The organism is Streptomyces sp. HUAS MS02, from assembly GCF_055702265.1.
Genome location: NZ_CM146747.1, coordinates 207,013 through 222,938, shown reverse-complemented (window position 1 = coordinate 222,938; position 15,926 = coordinate 207,013). Strand labels below are relative to the sequence as shown.

The following is a 15,926-nucleotide window of genomic DNA, read 5'->3' as shown; positions in this document are numbered from 1 at the left end:
GAGCCGCGCACCGTGCGATTCGGGCCCGCAAGAAGTGGGCGGCCCCCGGCTCCCGTCGCGCCCGGGCCCGGCCGAGACCGGGCCCGTCGACCTGCCCGCGGCCGACGTGCGGGCGGGGCGCGGGTCCGCGACGCTGGAGGGCGGGGGCAGTGCTGGGAGGAGCGCCGATGCACTGGGAAACCATCCACAAGGACCCCCCGGTCGTGCTTCCCCGTCTCATCGACTACGACCGTGCCCGCTCCGCCTTCACCTGGTCACATGCGCGCGCGGCGCTGTCCGGCCTCCCCGGTGGCGGCCTGAACATCGCCCACGAGGCTGTGGACCGGCACGCGGCCTCGGACCGCGCGGACGAGGCGGCGCTGCGGTGCGTCGCCCGGGACGGATCCGTCTCCACCGTCACCTACCGGGAACTGGCCTGCCGTACGGCCCGCTTCGCCAATGTCCTGCGCTCCCTCGGCGTCGGGCGCGGCGAGCGCGTGTTCACCCTCCTCGGGCGCTGCCCCGAGCTCTACACGGTCGTGCTCGGCACCCTGAAGAACACCAGCGTGCTGTGCCCGCTGTTCTCCGCCTTCGGCCCGGACCCGGTGGCACAACGGCTGGAGCTGGGTGACGCCCGGGTGCTGGTCACCACCGCGGACCTCTACCGACGCAAGGTCGCCGAGCGGCGGGCCTCACTGCCCGGTCTCGAACACGTCGTCGTCGTCGGGCCCGGTGCCGAGGAACTTCCCGGCACGCTCTCCTTCGGCGGGCTGACGGCAGCGGCTTCGGACCGGTTCACCATCCCGCCGACCTCGCCCGAGGACATGGCGCTCCTGCACTTCACCAGCGGTACCACCGGCACCCCCAAGGGCGCCGTCCACGTCCACGACGCCGTGGTCGCCCACTACGCCACAGCCGCGTACGCACTCGATCTGCACCACGACGACGTGTACTGGTGCACCGCCGACCCCGGCTGGGTCACCGGCATGTCGTACGGCATCATCGCCCCGCTCGTGCACGGTGTGACGGTGGTCGTCGACGAGGGCGACTACGACGCCCGCCGCTGGTACCGGATCCTCGGCGAACAGCGTGTCAGCGTCTGGTACACCGCGCCCACGGCGCTGCGCATGCTCATGCGCGCCACACCCCGCGAGGGCCCCTACGACCTGCCGCGCTCCCACGACCTGTCCGCGCTGCGCTTCATCGCCTCGGTCGGCGAGCCCCTCAACCCGGAGGCCGTCGTCTGGGGCCGTGACGTGCTGGGTCTGCCCGTGCACGACAACTGGTGGCAGACGGAGACCGGTTGCATCATGATCGCCAACTACGCCGCCTGCGACATCCGGCCCGGCTCGATGGGACGGCCGCTGCCCGGTGTCGAGGCGACCGTGCTGGAACAGGGCGAGGACGGCCGGGCCCTGGTCGTCGACGGCAGGGTCACCGAGGAGCGGCGCCCCGACGCCGAGGGCGAGTTGGCGCTGCGGCCGGGCTGGCCGTCGATGTTCCGCGGCTATCTGCACGACAAGGAGCGTTACGACGCGGCGTTCGCCGACGGCTGGTACCTGACCGGCGATCTGGTGCGCCGGGACAAGGACGGCTGGTACTGGTTCGTGGGGCGGGCCGACGACGTCATCAAGTCGGCGGGCCACCTCATCGGTCCGTTCGAGGTGGAGAGCGCGCTGATGGAGCATCCGGCCGTGGCCGAGGCCGGGGTCATCGGACGGCCGGACCCGGTCGCCGGGAACGTCGTGAAGGCGTTCGTCTCCCTGCGCCCCGGAGCGGAGCCGTCCGACGCCCTGGAACGCGAACTGCTCGCTTTCGGCCGACGCAAGCTGGGTCCCGCCGTGGCGCCCCGGGAGATCGCGTTCGACCAGAACCTGCCCAAGACCCGCAGCGGGAAGGTGATGCGGCGGTTGCTGCGCGCACGGGAGCTCGGCCTTCCCACCGGTGACCTGTCGACCCTGGAGGGATCCGCATGACCGTGGCCCGCCCCACCCGAACCCGGAACGCCCCGAAGGCCGCCAAGCCCGCGAAACCCGCCAAGAAGGGCACCAGGACCAAGAAGAGCGCGAAGAACCGGACCCCGGCACCGACGGCGGACACCGGGCACCGCGGGGCCCTGCTGGAGGCGATGCTGCGCATCCGGCGCTTCGAGGAGCGGTGCGTCGAGCTGTACAGCGCCACGAAGATCCGGGGCTTCGTCCACCTGTACATCGGTGAGGAGGCCGTCGCCGTCGGCGTCAACGAGGCGCTGACGGCCGAGGACGCGGTCGTCTCCACCTACCGTGAGCACGGTCACGCCCTGGCCCGCGGCATCACGGCCGAGGCGGTGATGGCCGAGATGTACGGGAGGACGACGGGGTGCAGCGGCGGCCGGGGCGGATCCATGCACCTGTTCGACGCGAGCCGGCGCTTCTACGGCGGCAACGCGATCGTCGCTGGTGGCCTCCCGCTGGCCGCCGGGCTCGCGCTCGCCGACCGCATGCGCGGACAGAACCATGTGACCTGCTGTTTCTTCGGCGACGGTGCCTTCGCCGAAGGAGAGTTCCACGAGACGGCGAACCTCGCCGCGCTGTGGAACCTGCCCCTGTTGCTCGTCTGCGAGAACAACCGCTACGCCATGGGTACCGCCCTGGAACGCCACCAGGCACAGACCGACCTGGCCCTGCGCGCCGCTTCCTACGGCATGGTCGCCTGGCCCGTGGACGGCATGGACGTCGAGGCCGTCGAACAGGCCGCCCGGCGAGCGGTCGAAGGCATCCGGGCCGGCAGCGGACCCCACTTCCTGGAACTGCGGACCTACCGCTTCCGCGCCCACTCGATGTACGACCCGGACCGCTACCGGGACAAGGCCGAGATCGAGTCGTGGAAGTCGAGGGACCCCATCGGCCTGCTGGTGGACCGCATGCGGGAGAACGGTGATCCGGTCGACAGGGACGTCGCCCGGATCGAGCGCCGGGTCACCACCGAGATCGACCACGCGGTCGAAGCGGCCGAACAGGCGCCGGAGGAGCCCGTCGAGACACTGCTGCGCCATGTCACCAGCGCACCCTCCGAGGCGGTGACCTGACCATGGCCGGTGCCACCACGACGGCGAGGACCAGCTACCGGGAGGCCCTGCGCGAGGCGCTGCGGGACGCCCTGCGCTCCGACGACCGCGTCTTCCTCATGGGCGAGGACGTGGGCCGGTACGGCGGCTGCTTCGGCGTCAGCCTCGGACTCCTGGAGGAGTTCGGACCCGAACGCGTCCGCGACACCCCGCTGTCGGAGTCCGCGTTCGTGGGTTCCGGGATCGGCGCCGCCCTGGCCGGGATGCGGCCGATCGTCGAGATCATGACCGTCAACTTCAGCCTTCTCGCCCTGGACCAGATCCTCAACAACGCCGCCACCCTGCTCCACATGTCAGGTGGCCAGCTGGCCGTGCCGCTGGTCATCCGCATGACCACGGGCGCCGGCCGGCAACTGGCGGCGCAGCACTCGCACAGCCTGGAGGGCTGGTACGCGCACATCCCCGGTGTCCGGGTCCTCGCACCCGCCACCCTGGAGGACGCCCGGCACATGCTGGCGCCCGCTCTCGCCGACCCGGACCCGGTGCTGATCTTCGAGCACGGCAGCCTCTACAACGTGTCCGGCGAACTCGACCCCCGCGCGGCACCGGCGGACCTGGACCGTGCGGCGATCCGTCGTACGGGCACCGACATCACCCTCGTCACCTACGGCGGTTCGCTGCCCAAGACCCTCGCGGCCGCGGACGAACTGGCCGTGGACGGCATCAGCGCCGAGGTGATCGACCTGCGCACACTGCGTCCGCTCGACACCGGTGCCCTCGCGGACTCGGTGGCCCGTACCCACAGGGCAGTGGTCGTGGACGAGGCATGGCGGACGGGCAGCCTGGCCGCCGAGGTGTCCGCCCGTATCGCCGAGGACTCGTTCTACGACCTGGACGCGCCCGTGGAGCGGGTGTGCAGTGCCGAGGTCCCGATGCCGTACGCACGGCGCCTGGAGGAGGCCGCCCTGCCCCAGACCGCCGACATCGTTGCGGCTGCCCGTCGGGCGGTGGACTGACCATGGGCGAGTTCACCATGCCCTCCCTCGGCGCCGACATGGACGAGGGCACACTGCTGGAGTGGTTGGTGAGGCCGGGGGAACCGGTCCGCAAGGGCGATCCGGTCGCCGTCGTCGAGACCGCGAAGTCGACGATCGAGGTGGAGTGCTTCGAAAGCGGCACCATGACGGAGCTGCTGGTGGAGCCGGGTGCGACGGTGCCGGTGGGGACGCCTCTGGCGGTGATCGGGCCGGCGGGGCGCCCGGCCCCGGAGAGCCCGGCGAGGCGGCCGGTCCGCAGCACCCGGACGCCGAGCGACCGTCCGGAACGGCCGGTGCCGGCCACGGCCGAGCCCGTAGGGGAAGCCGGAGACGAGCACGACCTGGCGGCCACCACCGGGGTGGTCACTGAGGCCGGGGGCGGCGCGGATGCCCGGGCCGCAGCCGCAGCCGCAGCCGCAGCCGCAGCCGCAGCCGAAGCCGCAGCGGAAGCCGAAGGCGAAACCGAGGCCGCAGCTGAAGCCGAAGGCGGTGCCGAAGCTGAAGCGGAAGCCGAAGGCGAAACCGAGGCCGCAGCTGTAGCCGATGCCGATGCCGATGCTGCATCCGAAGGCGAATCCGAAGCCGCCCCGGTCGTCGTGACCGCTTCCGCCCCCCTCCCGGAGGGCTCGTTCCCGGAGCGGTCGTCGCAAGCCCACGCGGAGGCCGGTCCACTGGCCCGCCACCTGGCGCAGCGAAGCGGCGTCGATCTCCGGACGCTGCGGGGCTCCGGACCCGGAGGGCGCGTCACCCGTGCCGACGTGGAGAGGGCCGCTGCCCGCGGCGGCACCCCGGCCCGGGTGCGGAGCACTCCACTCGCCCGGCGGCTCGCCGCCGAACTGGGTGTCGACCTCGGCACGGTGACGGCGACGGGCAGGAACTCGGCGGTCCGCGCCGCGGACGTACGCCGCGCGGCACCCGGCCCGACGGCACCGGCCCGGTCCACGCCCGCAGACGTGCGTCCGCCGGCGGTGGGTCCCGCCGCCCCGGCCCAGCCCGCCGCCCCGGCACCGTCCGCGGTCCCCCGGGCGGCCATGCGCCGGGCGATCGCCGACCTGATGAGCCGCGCCAACCGGGAGATCCCCCACTACCACCTCTCCACCACCGTGGACATGGCCGCCGCCATGGACTGGCTGCACGAACACAACCGTCGCACCCCGGTCGGTGAACGGCTGCTGCCGGCCGCCCTGTTGCTCAAGGCGGCGGCTCTGGCCGCACGCGACGTTCCGGAACTCAACGGTTTCTGGGTCGACGACCGCTTCACGCCGGGCGAGGGCGTGCACCTGGCCGTGGCCGTGTCCCTGCGCGGCGGAGGACTTCTCGCCCCCACCCTGAGCGACGCCGACACCCTGGCGCTGCCGAACCTGATGGCATCGCTGAAGGACCTGGTGACGCGGGCCCGCACGGGCAGGCTCCGGGGCTCCGAGGTGTCCGGCGCCACCCTCACGGTCACCAACCTCGGCGACCAGGGCGTGGAGAGCGTCTTCGGCGTGATCCACCCGCCGCAGGTGGCCCTGGTCGGCTTCGGGCGCATCGCCGACCAGCCGCGCGCGGTCGACGGCCTGCTCGGGGTGCGGCCGGTGGTCACCGCGACCCTCTCGGCCGACCACCGGGCGACGGACGGCGCGGTCGGCGCGCGGTACCTCACGACCGTCACCCGACTCCTGCAGAATCCGGAGCAGCTGTGAACATGACCCGAGCCGAAGCACTGGACCTGGTCAGGGACTCGATCTCCCGGGCCGTCCCCGGCGCCGACGTCGCCGGCCTGGGACCCGACGATCCGTTCCGCGACGTGCTGGAGATGGACTCGTTGGACTTCCTGAGTTTCGTGGAGATCCTCGGCGAGCGGTCCGGCATCCGTATCGAGGACGAGGACACGTCCCGGCTCACCACGCTGAACGGTGGGGCGGACTTCCTTCTCGCCCGAGCCGGGTGACCCCCTCCCGTGGACGGGAGCCGCTCACCTCGCGTCGATGGCGTCGACGACCTCGACCACGTCGTCGATGTCACCGACCGTCGCCAGCAGTTCGGGGACGACTTCCCTGTCCAGCCGCCCTCCCAGCGTCACCACACCGTTCTCCACCGTCACCTCGACGGTGCGCGGATCCAACAGGCTCTGCCCGACCAGGGTTTCGACCTCGCTGCGGATCTCGTCGTCGTCACGGATCAGGGCACGCAGCAGGTCCTCCCTGCCGACCACACCGACCAGTCGGCCCCGGTGGTCGGTCACGGGAAGCCGCTTCAGCCGGGCGTGGGCGGCCGTCCAGGCCGCGTCCGCCACGCGCTGCTCCGGATGGACGGTCACCGGTGGGAAGGTCATCAGCGTCGCCGCCGTGTCGCCGTGGCCCTTCTCGTACAGGCGGTGTCGCCACAGCCTTCCCGCGAGGCCGTGCCGCCGCGGCTCCGCCGTCACGGCCACCTTGGCCAGCAGATCGGACTCCGAGACGACCCCGATCACGCGGTCGTCGGCGTCGACGACCGGTACGGCGCTCACCCCCGCGCGAGCGAGTGTGTGGGCCACGTCCAGAAACGGCAGATCGCCGGGCACGGAAGCCGCCGGCACGCGCATGACATCCCGGACGCGCGGCACTGCGGGGGCCCGGGGGACCGACACGGGAGCCTCGGCCTTCAGCTCGGCGTCCGCGGGACGGGCTTCCGCGGTGTCCCTCGTCGACGCGGCGGTGGCGACCGCGGCGAGATAGCGGTGCAGCGCGGCCTGCCGCGGTTCCTCCATGGGGGTCCAGGGGCGGCCCGGGGTGGTCCCGCGGGCCTCCTGTTCCGTGGAGCGTTGCTCGAAGTCGCTCACGGCTGCCTCCCGGGTGTGCCGTCGCCCTACGAGCTCAGTCTCGCACCGAGGTACCGGTGCGGCCTCCGGGCCGAACGGCCCCGATCCCGGGACCGGTGGCCCCGCGCGGCGCGACATCGCGGTGGCTATCAAGGAGAGTGGGAAGCGGGGCTCTCGAGCCCGCCTGGAGGAGCGTTCATGACGGGTTTCCGGGACTTTCTCACTCGATTCCGGCCGGTGGCGACGCCCGGCCGGGCGTCGCCACCGGCCGGAATCCCGGCGGACCGGAGCGCCGCGCTGCGCGCGGAACTCGCACCGCCCCTGGCCCTGCTGGAGGAGGCGGAGACAGCGGCGCGGGACGTGCGCCGACAGGCGGCCGCGGCAGCCGCCGCGCGACGGCGTGAGGCCGAGAGCAGGGCCGCGGAGATCCTGGCCCAGGCGCGTCGGCAGGCCCACCAAACCCGGGCGCGGGCAGCCGAGGAGACATCGCGCGCCTCCGAACGCGAAGCGGCGGAGATGCTCGCTGACGCGGACCGCAAGGCGGCCGCGGTACGAGAGGCGGCGCGGACCAGGACGAGCGATCTCGCGGAGCGGGCCGTCGCGCTGGTGCTGGAGGACATCGCGGCGGACCGGCTGCCGTCGCCGGCACAGGAGGCCGAGTCCTGATGGGCGCAGGCTGGGTGGCCGGGACGACCAGGGCACGGGCGCTGCGCACCAGGTGCCTCGGGCGCGAGGGCGCCGGGGAGTTGGCCTCGTCCGGCACGCTCGACGAGGCCCTGCGTCACCTCGCGGCCACGGCTTACCGTCGTGACGTCACCGTGGGCGCCACGACGGCCGAGGCCCAGCGCGCGATCTCCTCGACCCTCCTGTGGCATCTGCGGGTGCTCGCGGGCTGGCAGCCCTCCGCCGGGGCCCGAGCGGTGCGGGCACTCGCCGCGGGTTTCGAGATCTCGAACGTCATGCATCACCTCAGCGGCATGGCCCCCGACGCCCACGGGCCCGGTCCGGGCACGGAACGTTTCCGCCCTCCGCCCCACCGTCTGGGCGCGCTGGCGATCGCCTGGCCCCGCCTCTCCCGCACCCGCTCCGCGGCGGAGCTGCGCACCGCGCTCGCGTCCTCCTCCTGGGGTGATCCGGGAGGCGACTCCCCGGCCGCCGTCGCCTCCGGCATGCGGATCTCCGCCGCCGTACGGCTCGCCGACGCCGTTCCCGACGCGGCGCGTTGGGCGGCGGCTCGGGTCGCTCTTCAGTTCGGCCGCGAGACGTTGGTCCTCCGCCGTCGCCTGCCGGATGTCAGCCTCCGCCGCGCGGCGCGGCTGCTCGGCCCGCGAGCGGTCGCCTCGGGCGCCTACGCGGATTTCCGGCAGGCGCTGCCGCCCACCGCGAGCTGGCTCTTCGACGACATCGACGAGTCGGCGGATCTGTGGCGGGCGGAGGGCCGGTGGTGGCACGCGGTCGACCAGGACGGTCGTGAGCTGCTGCGCCGGTCCGGTTTCGGACCACAGCCCGTGGTGGGCGCCGTCGCCCTGCTGTCGGCCGACGCCTGGCGGACGCGCGGCGCGCTGGAACTGGCCGCGCGGGGAGGCGGGTCGAAGCACTGGACCGTGGAGGTGCCCGATGGGCCGGGCTGAGACGGCGATGCCGGTCCGGATGCGCAGGGTGGCCCTCGTGGCCCCCGAACAGACGCTGCGGGAGAGCCTCGTGCGGATCGCCGAAGCGGGCTGCGTCCAGATCGATCTGGCCGACGACGGCGGAACGGACACCCGTGGGCCGGCGGCGAGGCGGCTGCAGCGGTTGCGCGTCGAGTCGGCCGCACCCCCCGTTCTCAGCGAGGCTCCCCCCGACCTGGACGCGCTGGAGCGCGAGGGCAGGGCGGACCTGCTGGCGGGCGAGGCGCAGCTGGAGGAACGTCTCGGCAGTGCCGTCCGGCACGGTGGGGTCGCCGCCCTGGCCGGTTGGTGCCCCCAGGCGGAGGTGGGCCCGACAGCGGCGCGCGTCGCGGTCGCCGGGGGCGCCCTGGTGCCGCTGCGGCCCCCGCGCGGTGTCGATCCACCGACCTTGCTGGCGGGGGCCGGCACCGCGCCCTCGGCGGGCCCGGCGAGGCCCGTGCGGCGCTCCTTCACACCCCTGGTCAGCACGTACGGGACCGTGCCGTACACCGACCTCGACCCCACCCTGCCCGCGGGAATCGTGTACGTGGTGATGTTCGGCCTGATGTTCGGCGACGCCGGACACGGGTTGCTGCTGGTTCTCGGCGCCCTGATGCTGCGCGCGGGTCGACCGCGCCGGGCGGCGGCGCTGCGCCCGCTGTGGCCGTTCGTCGCGGCGGCGGGTGCGGCAGCCACCCTGGCCGGGCTGGCGTACGGCGAGTTCTTCGGTCCGACCGGAGCGCTGCCGGTGCTCTGGCTGGAACCGCTGGAGCAGCCCATGCGGCTGCTGGGCGCCGCCGTCGGACTGGGGGCCGTGCTGCTGGCGGTGGCCTACGGCGCCGGGATCGTCAACCGGTGGCGGGAGGGCGGACCGGCGGCGGCCCTGTACTCGACGACCGGTGTCGCCGGGGCGGCGCTGTACCTCGGCCTCGTCGCCGTCGCCGCGGCCGTGTGGCTCGGTCAGACGGTGTACGGGGCGGTCGGGGCCCTGATCGCCGTCACCGGTCTGACGCTGGCGGGGGCCGGCCTGTACGCCACGACGGCGGGCGGGCCGGGGGGTGCCGTGCAGACCGGCATCCAGCTCTTCGACACGCTGGTACGCATCGGTTCCAACGTGGTGTCCTTCGCACGTCTGGCGGCCTTCGGCCTGACCCACGCCGCGCTCGGTGCGATCGTCTGGGACGCCACGACGGCACTGCTGGGCCGGGGCGCGGTCGGCGCCGTCCTCGCGGTCGCGGTGTTCCTGGTGGGCAACGCCGTGACCTTCTCGCTGGAAGCGCTCGTGGCCGGGGTGCAGGCCCTGCGCCTGGAGTTCTACGAGCTGTTCTCCCGGCTCTTCGATGCGGAGGGACATCCGTTCCGGCCCTGGCAGCTGCCCGTCCAGCGTGCTCGGGATGCGCCCCCGACCATGGCGGGCGTCGAACACGGCTCTGTGAGAGAGGAGCGGTCGTGATCACCTGGTTCCTGGCCCTGCCCCTGATCGTGGCGGGATTCGTCGCCGTACGTCTCGTGGCGAGGCGCTCGGGCCGAACGGCCCTGTGGTGGATGGTGGCCGCCGACGCGGTACTCCTGGTCGTCTCCACGGTCGTGCTGACAGTGGCACTCGGCGGGACGTCCGCGCAGGCCGCCACCACGGCGGCCACCGACTCGGGATCCGGTTCGGCGGCCTTGATCGGAGCGGCGATCGCGGTGGCCGGAGCGACGATCGGGGCCGGTGTCGCCGTCGCCTACACCGGCGCGGCGGCACTCGCCGCGCTCAGCGAACGCCCCGAACTCTTCGGACGGGCCATGGTGATCGTCGGCCTGGCCGAGGGCATCGCCATCTACGGTCTGGTCGTGGCCGTCATCCTGATCGGGAAGGCGTGACCGTGGGACGCGTCGTCGCACTCGGAGAGCGGACCAGGGTCGCGGGTCTGGCCCTGGCCGGAGTCGTCGTCCTGGTCGCCGACGACCCCGGTGCCGTACACCGGGGCTGGCGGGAACTGCCGACCGACGTCGATCTCGTGATCCTCACCCCTGCCGCCGCCGGGAGCCTCGGTCTGCGACCCGCGGAGCCCACGGGCCGACGTCCGCTGATCGCCGTGATGCCGCCATGACGCCGACGACCCCCGGGAGCACGGCGGACCCGCTCGACCCGGTCCGGGCGGAAATGCTGCGCGCGGCCCGCGCCGACGCGGAGGCACTGTCGGCCCGTGCCGCGAAGGAGGCCGCGGCCGTCCTCGACGAGGCAGGCGCCGGAGCCGCGGCGATCCTCGACGAAGCACGTCGGCAGGGCGAGGCCGACGGAGCGACGGCGGCCCGGGATCTTCTTCTGCGCGCTCGACGGGAGGCCAGGTCCCGCATCCTCTCCGCCCGCCGGGAGGCGTACGACGATCTGCGCCGGGCCATCGCCGACCGGGTCGGCGAGCTGCGCCGGACGGACGACTACGCGGATCTGCGCGGGCGGCTGGAGCGGCTCGCCCGTGCCCTGCTCGGCCCGGACGCGGAGGTGACCGGGCATCCCGAGGGGGGTGTGGTGGCGCGGGCACCGGGACGACGGGTCGACCTGTCGCTGACCGCGCTGGCGGACCGTGCCCTCGACCGACTGGGAGGGGAGGTGCGGGTGCTGTGGGAGCCGTGACGCGGTCCCCGGGGACAGGCGGGCCGGCGGCCTGCCGGATCCTGCGCGTGACCGGGCCGCTGGTCGAGATGGAGTACCGGGGCGGCATCGCGATGTACGACCTGGTCTCCGTCGGCCCCGCCGGACTGCCCGGCGAGGTCGTGGCCATCAGCGGTGACGTGGCCACCGTCCAGGCCTACGAGTACACGGGCGGGCTCGCTCCGGGACAGACGGCGGTACCGCGGGGCCACCCGCTGTCGGTGCGCCTGGGACCCGAACTGCTCGGCGGCATCTTCGACGGCCTGCTGCGTCCCCTCGCCGGTGCCGGGGACTGGCTGGGGCCCGGCACCCCCATGGCCTTCGCGTCCGAGCGCGCCTGGTCCTTCGCCCCCCTGGTGGCGCGGGGGGACCGGGTGGCCGAGGGACAGGCGGTCGGAGAGATCCGTGACGCCGGACCGGTACGCGTGAAGGTCCTCGCCCCGCCGGGCTGCGCGGGCACGGTGACGGAGATCGCCGCAGCCGGTGAGCTGCCGGGGGACGCCGTGACCGCTGTCGTGGGCGGCACGCGGGTGACGGTCGGCGCCTCCTGGCCGGTGCGTCGGCCACGCCCGGTCAGAGAGCGCGTCGACAGCCGCGAGGCGCTGAACACCGGTCAGCGGGTGATCGACCTGCTCTTCCCCGTCGCCCGGGGCAGCACGGTGGCGGTCCCGGGCGGGTTCGGCACGGGCAAAACCATGCTGCTCCAGCAGATCGCGAAATGGTGCGACGCCGACGTCATCGTCTACGTCGGCTGTGGCGAGCGCGGCAACGAGATGGCCGATGTCATCACCGAACTGGCGGAGCTGCGGGACCCGCGGACGGGCGGGCGTCTGACGGACCGCACCGTGACGATCGCCAACACCTCCAACATGCCGATGATGGCCCGGGAGGCGAGCGTGTACACCGGGGTGACCGTCGCCGAGTACTTCCGCGACATGGGCCTGGACGTGGTCGTCATCGCCGACTCGACGTCCCGGTGGGCGGAGGCGCTGCGCGAGTTCGCCTCCCGCACCGGCGCACTGCCGGCGGAGGAGGGCTACCCGGCGGGGCTGGCCTCGGCCATCGCCGCCTTCTACGAGCGGGCCGCCACCGTGACCACCCTCGGCGGGGACCGGGGCTCCGTGACGGTGATCGGCGCGGTGTCCCCGCCCGGCGGGGATCTGACCGAACCGGTCACGGCACACACCGAACGCTTCGTCCGCTGCCTGTGGACCCTCGACCGCGACCTCGCCTACGCCCGGCACTACCCGGCCGTGTCCTGGGCGGGCTCCTTCTCCCGGGACGTCCCGGTCCTGGCCGGCGGACACCGGGCGGCCGGCGACACGGAGTGGGCGCGGCGCCGCGACCGGGTCGCGGCCGTGCTGGCCGAGGCCGACCGGCTGGCCGACCTGGTCGACCTGATCGGCATCGCCGCCCTTCCCGGGCGGGAGCGGATCGGCGTCCTGGCGGGCCGGCTCCTCAGGGAGGGCGTGCTGCAGCAGAGCGCCCTGTCGGAGCGGGACGCCTACTGCGGACCGGAGAAGACGGCCGCCCTGGCCGACGCCGCGCTGGCGGTCGCCGACCGCTGCCGCGACCTGGTCGACGCGGGCGTCCCCGCCGCCTCCGTCGAGGAGATCGACTTCGGCCCCCTGCTGCGCGCCCGCGAGGACACCGGGCCGCACGACGCCACCGGGGTGACGGCGCGACGGGACACCATGCTCGCCGCGCTGGACGGGGTGCGGCCATGAGCGCGCCCGGCGGGATCGAGTACACGGCCGTACGCGAGCTGCGGGGCCCGCTCGTGATCGTCGAAAGCGTCTCGGGTGTCGGCTGGGACGAGTACGCGCACATCACACTCGCCTCGGGCGAACGACGGCACGGCGTGGTCCTGGACGCCGACCGGGACCTGGCGGTCGTCCAGGTGCTGGAGGGCACCTCGGGCATGGACCCGCAGGGCGTGCGCGCGGCGTTCTCCGGCGGCCCGCTGCGCGTCCCGGTCGGCACGGACTGGCTCGGCCGGGTCTGCAACGGCCGGGGCGAGCCGCTCGACGGCGGACCGCCCGTCCTCGGCTCCCGCACCGCCGAGGTCGGTGGCGCCCCCATCAACCCGGTGCGGCGCGAGCCGCCGTCGGAGCCCGTGCTCACCGGCGTCGGGGCCGTCGACGCCCTGACCACCCTCGTCCGCGGCCAGAAGCTCCCGGTGTTCTCGGTCGCCGGGCTGCCTCATCTGGAGCTGGCCGCCCAGATCGCCGCGCAGGCGACCGTCTCCGGTGAGGCGTTCAGCGTCGTCTTCGCCGGCATGGGGCTCACCCACGCCGACGCCTCGTTCGTGCGCGACGCGCTGGAGGAGCGGTCCGCGGCGGGAGAACTGGTCCTGCTGCTCAACACCGCCGACGACCCGGTGATCGAACGGATCCTCACCCCCCGGATCGCCCTCACGGTGGCCGAACACCTCGCCTTCACCGAGGGACGGCACGTCCTGGTCGTGATGACCGACATGACGACCTACGCCGAGGCGCTGCGCGAGGTCTCCGCCGTCCGCGGGGAGATCCCCGCCCGCCGCGCCTACCCCGGCTACCTCTACAGCGACCTCGCCTCCCTGTACGAGCGCTGCGGACGCGTCCGGGGCCGTCCCGGATCGGTCACCGTGCTGCCCGTGCTCACGATGCCCGCGGGCGACATCACCCACCCCGTGCCCGACCTGACCGGCTACATCACCGAGGGACAGATCGTGCTCTCGCCCGCGGTGCACGCCCGCGGTGTGTATCCGCCGCTGGACGCGCTGTCCTCGCTGTCCCGACTGATGCGCAAAGGGGCCGGCCCCGGCCGCACCCGCGACGACCATCTCGATGTCGCGGCGCAACTGCTGGCCGCCCTGGCCCGCGCCCGACAGGTCCGCGACCTCGCCGACCTGGTCGGGCAGGCGGCGCTGACCCCCACCGACCGCCGCTACCTGGACTTCGAGGAGGCGTTCCTGCGGGACTTCGCCGACCAGGGCAGCGACGAGGCGCGCGGACTGGAAGCGGCCCTGGAACGTGGCTGGAGCGCCCTGCTCACCCTGCCGCGCGGCCAGCTCTCGATGCTTCCCGCCCACCTCCTGGACGCCCATGGGGCGACGGGTGCCGGGGACGACGCGCCGGACGCGGGCCGCGCCCCCGAAGGCACCGCCACATCCGCGACCGGCACCACCCCGGACCCGGAGGCGCCCTGATGACCGGGCTCCGCCGTACGCCTCCCGGTCGTGCCGGGAGGCTGAGACTGCGGCACAGCCTCGACGTCGCCGAGCGCGGCGCTCATCTGCTGGAGCAGAAGCTCCGCGTCCTGAGTGCCGAGCACGCCCGGCTGCTGAACGCGGCGGAGACCGCCGGACACACCTGGGGCGAGCTGCTGGCCGAGGCGGAGCGCTGGGTCCTTCGGGGACTGCTGCTCGGCGGGGAGCAGGCCCTCGACCGGGCCGCCGTCGGCATCGACGCCGCCGAGGCCGAGGTGAGCTGGACCACCGCCATGGGGGTGCGCCATCCGGCGGCCGCCTCCGTGTCCGTACCCGCCCGCCCGCCCACCGCCGAGGCTCCCGCGAACACGGCGCTCGTCCATGCGGAGGCGGCGTACGCCCGTGCCCTACGGGCCGCCGGCGAGTACGCCGCGGCCCGTACCGCGGCCGAACTCGTGGGCGAGGAGGTGGTGCGGACGCGCCATCGGGTCCGTGCCCTGCGACGGCACTGGATTCCGCGGCTGAGGGAGACGCTCGCCCGCGCCGATCTGGCCCTGGAACAGGCGGAGCACGAGGACGGGGTCCGGCGACGGTGGGCCGCCACCGGCCGTTCCCCCACCAGCGCGCGGGAGCACGGACGGGGTGAATCTTGAGGTGGGAGCACAGTCGTACGAGAGCGCGATCGTCTGCGCAGAAGGAAGGCGTCGTGAGTGGACTCGTGGTCGTGGGCGTGGACGGTTCGGCGTCGGGTCTCGCGGCGGTGGAGGTCGCCGCGCGAGAGGCGCGGCTGCGCGGTGCGGGGCTGCGGGTGGTGCACGCCTTCGTCTGGCCCGCGATGCATGTGCCTCTGGGGCCGTCTCCGCTGGGCCCGCCGGAGGGCGGACTGCGGAACATGGTCGAACGCCTGGTGGCCGAGGCGGTGCGGTTCGCGCGAACCGTGGAGCCCGAGGTCGACGTCAGCCATGTGGTGGTCGCCGGGGAGCCGCTGACGGTGCTGGAGGCCCAGTCGCGTGCCGCGGAACTCGTGGTGGTGGGCTCCCGGGGCATGGGTGGCTTCGTCGGGCTGCTCGTGGGTTCGACTGCGGTGCATCTGGCCGCGCACGCCCGGTGTCCGGTGCTGGTGGTGCGTGAACAGCGACACCAGGACGGCCCGATCCTGCTGGGCGTCGACGCCTCGGCAGCCGGGGAGAGAGCCGTGGACTTCGCCTTCGCGGAGGCCACCCTGCGCAACGCGCCGCTGGTGGCGCTGCACGCCTGGACCACCTGGAACGCCCCGCTGCCCGCACCGCAGGACGCGTCGGTGCCGTACGCCAACCCGCCCGGTGCCCTGGCGGCGGAGGAGGAGCGTCTGCTGGCCGAGGCGCTGGCGGGGCACCGGGAGCGCTACCCGGGGGTCGAGGTGGAGCGCAGGGTGGTGCACGGCAGTACACGGGAGGCGTTGATCGAGGCCAGCCGGTCCGCTGGGCTCATGGTGGTCGGTGCGCGCGGGCGTGGTGGTTTCGCCGGGCTGATCCTGGGATCGGTCAGCCAGGCCCTCCTGCACCACGCGCACTGCCCGGTCGCGGTCGTGCGGGGAGCGGGGGAGCGCACCTGAGGACACGGTGC

Annotated in this window: 16 protein-coding genes; 15 read left to right on the top strand and 1 reads right to left on the bottom strand. The window is 74.0% G+C overall.

Going from position 1 to position 15,926, the window contains the following annotated elements; translation table 11 throughout:
* Positions 1–167 precede the first annotated feature (167 nt).
* Genes acsA through ACZ9QC_RS01005 form a run of 5 tightly spaced genes read left to right on the top strand, consistent with a single transcriptional unit; the run spans position 168 to position 5,995 of the window.
* Complete coding sequence (acsA, locus tag ACZ9QC_RS01025) at positions 168–1,955, top strand: acetate--CoA ligase (RefSeq protein ID WP_472918311.1); 1,788 nt, start codon at positions 168–170, stop codon at positions 1,953–1,955.
* A complete protein-coding gene (pdhA, locus tag ACZ9QC_RS01020; protein ID WP_472918310.1) occupies positions 1,952–3,046 on the top strand; it encodes a pyruvate dehydrogenase (acetyl-transferring) E1 component subunit alpha in 1,095 nt (364 codons plus the stop codon). The genes acsA and pdhA overlap by 4 nt, the downstream gene beginning before the upstream one ends.
* A 2-nt stretch (positions 3,047–3,048) precedes the next feature.
* Complete coding sequence (locus tag ACZ9QC_RS01015; protein ID WP_472918309.1) at positions 3,049–4,041, top strand: alpha-ketoacid dehydrogenase subunit beta; 993 nt, start codon at positions 3,049–3,051, stop codon at positions 4,039–4,041.
* A 2-nt stretch (positions 4,042–4,043) separates the two neighbouring features.
* Positions 4,044–5,747, top strand: a complete 1,704-nt coding sequence (locus tag ACZ9QC_RS01010) for a dihydrolipoamide acetyltransferase family protein (RefSeq protein WP_472918308.1) — start codon at positions 4,044–4,046, stop codon at positions 5,745–5,747.
* A 2-nt stretch (positions 5,748–5,749) separates the two neighbouring features.
* A complete protein-coding gene (locus tag ACZ9QC_RS01005) occupies positions 5,750–5,995 on the top strand; it encodes an acyl carrier protein (RefSeq protein ID WP_472918307.1) in 246 nt (81 codons plus the stop codon).
* 24 nt (positions 5,996–6,019) lie between these two features.
* Here ACZ9QC_RS01005 and ACZ9QC_RS01000 read toward each other — a convergent pair whose 3' ends face one another.
* The gene (locus tag ACZ9QC_RS01000; protein ID WP_472918306.1) at positions 6,020–6,865 is read right to left on the bottom strand and encodes a CBS domain-containing protein; all 846 of its coding nucleotides are present in this window, start codon (positions 6,863–6,865) and stop codon (positions 6,020–6,022) included.
* A 177-nt stretch (positions 6,866–7,042) separates the two neighbouring features.
* Between ACZ9QC_RS01000 and ACZ9QC_RS00995 the strand changes: the two genes are divergently transcribed.
* Genes ACZ9QC_RS00995 through ACZ9QC_RS00950 form a run of 10 tightly spaced genes read left to right on the top strand, consistent with a single transcriptional unit; the run spans position 7,043 to position 15,915 of the window.
* Complete coding sequence (locus tag ACZ9QC_RS00995) at positions 7,043–7,510, top strand: hypothetical protein (protein ID WP_472918305.1); 468 nt, start codon at positions 7,043–7,045, stop codon at positions 7,508–7,510.
* Complete coding sequence (locus tag ACZ9QC_RS00990; protein WP_472918304.1) at positions 7,510–8,475, top strand: V-type ATPase subunit; 966 nt, start codon at positions 7,510–7,512, stop codon at positions 8,473–8,475. Before ACZ9QC_RS00995 ends, ACZ9QC_RS00990 begins: the two co-directional genes overlap by 1 nt.
* Positions 8,462–9,946, top strand: a complete 1,485-nt coding sequence (locus tag ACZ9QC_RS00985; RefSeq protein ID WP_472918303.1) for a V-type ATPase 116kDa subunit family protein — start codon at positions 8,462–8,464, stop codon at positions 9,944–9,946. The genes ACZ9QC_RS00990 and ACZ9QC_RS00985 overlap by 14 nt, the downstream gene beginning before the upstream one ends.
* The gene (locus tag ACZ9QC_RS00980) at positions 9,943–10,359 is read left to right on the top strand and encodes an ATP synthase subunit C (protein ID WP_472918302.1); all 417 of its coding nucleotides are present in this window, start codon (positions 9,943–9,945) and stop codon (positions 10,357–10,359) included. The genes ACZ9QC_RS00985 and ACZ9QC_RS00980 overlap by 4 nt, the downstream gene beginning before the upstream one ends.
* Positions 10,360–10,361: 2 nt before the next feature.
* Positions 10,362–10,589, top strand: coding sequence for a hypothetical protein (locus tag ACZ9QC_RS00975; protein WP_472918301.1), 228 nt, complete (start codon positions 10,362–10,364; stop codon positions 10,587–10,589).
* A complete protein-coding gene (locus tag ACZ9QC_RS00970) occupies positions 10,586–11,113 on the top strand; it encodes a hypothetical protein (RefSeq protein ID WP_472918300.1) in 528 nt (175 codons plus the stop codon). Before ACZ9QC_RS00975 ends, ACZ9QC_RS00970 begins: the two co-directional genes overlap by 4 nt.
* 47 nt (positions 11,114–11,160) lie before the next feature.
* Complete coding sequence (locus ACZ9QC_RS00965) at positions 11,161–12,858, top strand: V-type ATP synthase subunit A (protein ID WP_472918299.1); 1,698 nt, start codon at positions 11,161–11,163, stop codon at positions 12,856–12,858.
* A complete protein-coding gene (locus ACZ9QC_RS00960) occupies positions 12,855–14,321 on the top strand; it encodes a V-type ATP synthase subunit B (RefSeq protein ID WP_472918298.1) in 1,467 nt (488 codons plus the stop codon). Before ACZ9QC_RS00965 ends, ACZ9QC_RS00960 begins: the two co-directional genes overlap by 4 nt.
* Positions 14,321–14,974, top strand: a complete 654-nt coding sequence (locus ACZ9QC_RS00955) for a V-type ATP synthase subunit D (RefSeq protein ID WP_472918297.1) — start codon at positions 14,321–14,323, stop codon at positions 14,972–14,974. Before ACZ9QC_RS00960 ends, ACZ9QC_RS00955 begins: the two co-directional genes overlap by 1 nt.
* Before the next feature lie 53 nt (positions 14,975–15,027).
* Positions 15,028–15,915, top strand: coding sequence for a universal stress protein (locus ACZ9QC_RS00950; RefSeq protein WP_472918296.1), 888 nt, complete (start codon positions 15,028–15,030; stop codon positions 15,913–15,915).
* Positions 15,916–15,926 lie beyond the last annotated feature (11 nt).

Bases quoted from the DNA above. Each gene is read 5' to 3' on its own strand.
- acsA (WP_472918311.1), top strand. From the start codon at position 168: ATGCACTGGGAAACCATCCACAAGGACCCCCCGGTCGTGCTTCCCCGT.
- pdhA (WP_472918310.1), top strand. From the start codon at position 1,952: ATGACCGTGGCCCGCCCCACCCGAACCCGGAACGCCCCGAAGGCCGCC.
- ACZ9QC_RS01015 (WP_472918309.1), top strand. From the start codon at position 3,049: ATGGCCGGTGCCACCACGACGGCGAGGACCAGCTACCGGGAGGCCCTG.
- ACZ9QC_RS01010 (WP_472918308.1), top strand. From the start codon at position 4,044: ATGGGCGAGTTCACCATGCCCTCCCTCGGCGCCGACATGGACGAGGGC.
- ACZ9QC_RS01005 (WP_472918307.1), top strand. From the start codon at position 5,750: ATGACCCGAGCCGAAGCACTGGACCTGGTCAGGGACTCGATCTCCCGG.
- ACZ9QC_RS00995 (WP_472918305.1), top strand. From the start codon at position 7,043: ATGACGGGTTTCCGGGACTTTCTCACTCGATTCCGGCCGGTGGCGACG.
- ACZ9QC_RS00990 (WP_472918304.1), top strand. From the start codon at position 7,510: ATGGGCGCAGGCTGGGTGGCCGGGACGACCAGGGCACGGGCGCTGCGC.
- ACZ9QC_RS00985 (WP_472918303.1), top strand. From the start codon at position 8,462: ATGGGCCGGGCTGAGACGGCGATGCCGGTCCGGATGCGCAGGGTGGCC.
- ACZ9QC_RS00970 (WP_472918300.1), top strand. From the start codon at position 10,586: ATGACGCCGACGACCCCCGGGAGCACGGCGGACCCGCTCGACCCGGTC.
- ACZ9QC_RS00960 (WP_472918298.1), top strand. From the start codon at position 12,855: ATGAGCGCGCCCGGCGGGATCGAGTACACGGCCGTACGCGAGCTGCGG.
- ACZ9QC_RS00955 (WP_472918297.1), top strand. From the start codon at position 14,321: ATGACCGGGCTCCGCCGTACGCCTCCCGGTCGTGCCGGGAGGCTGAGA.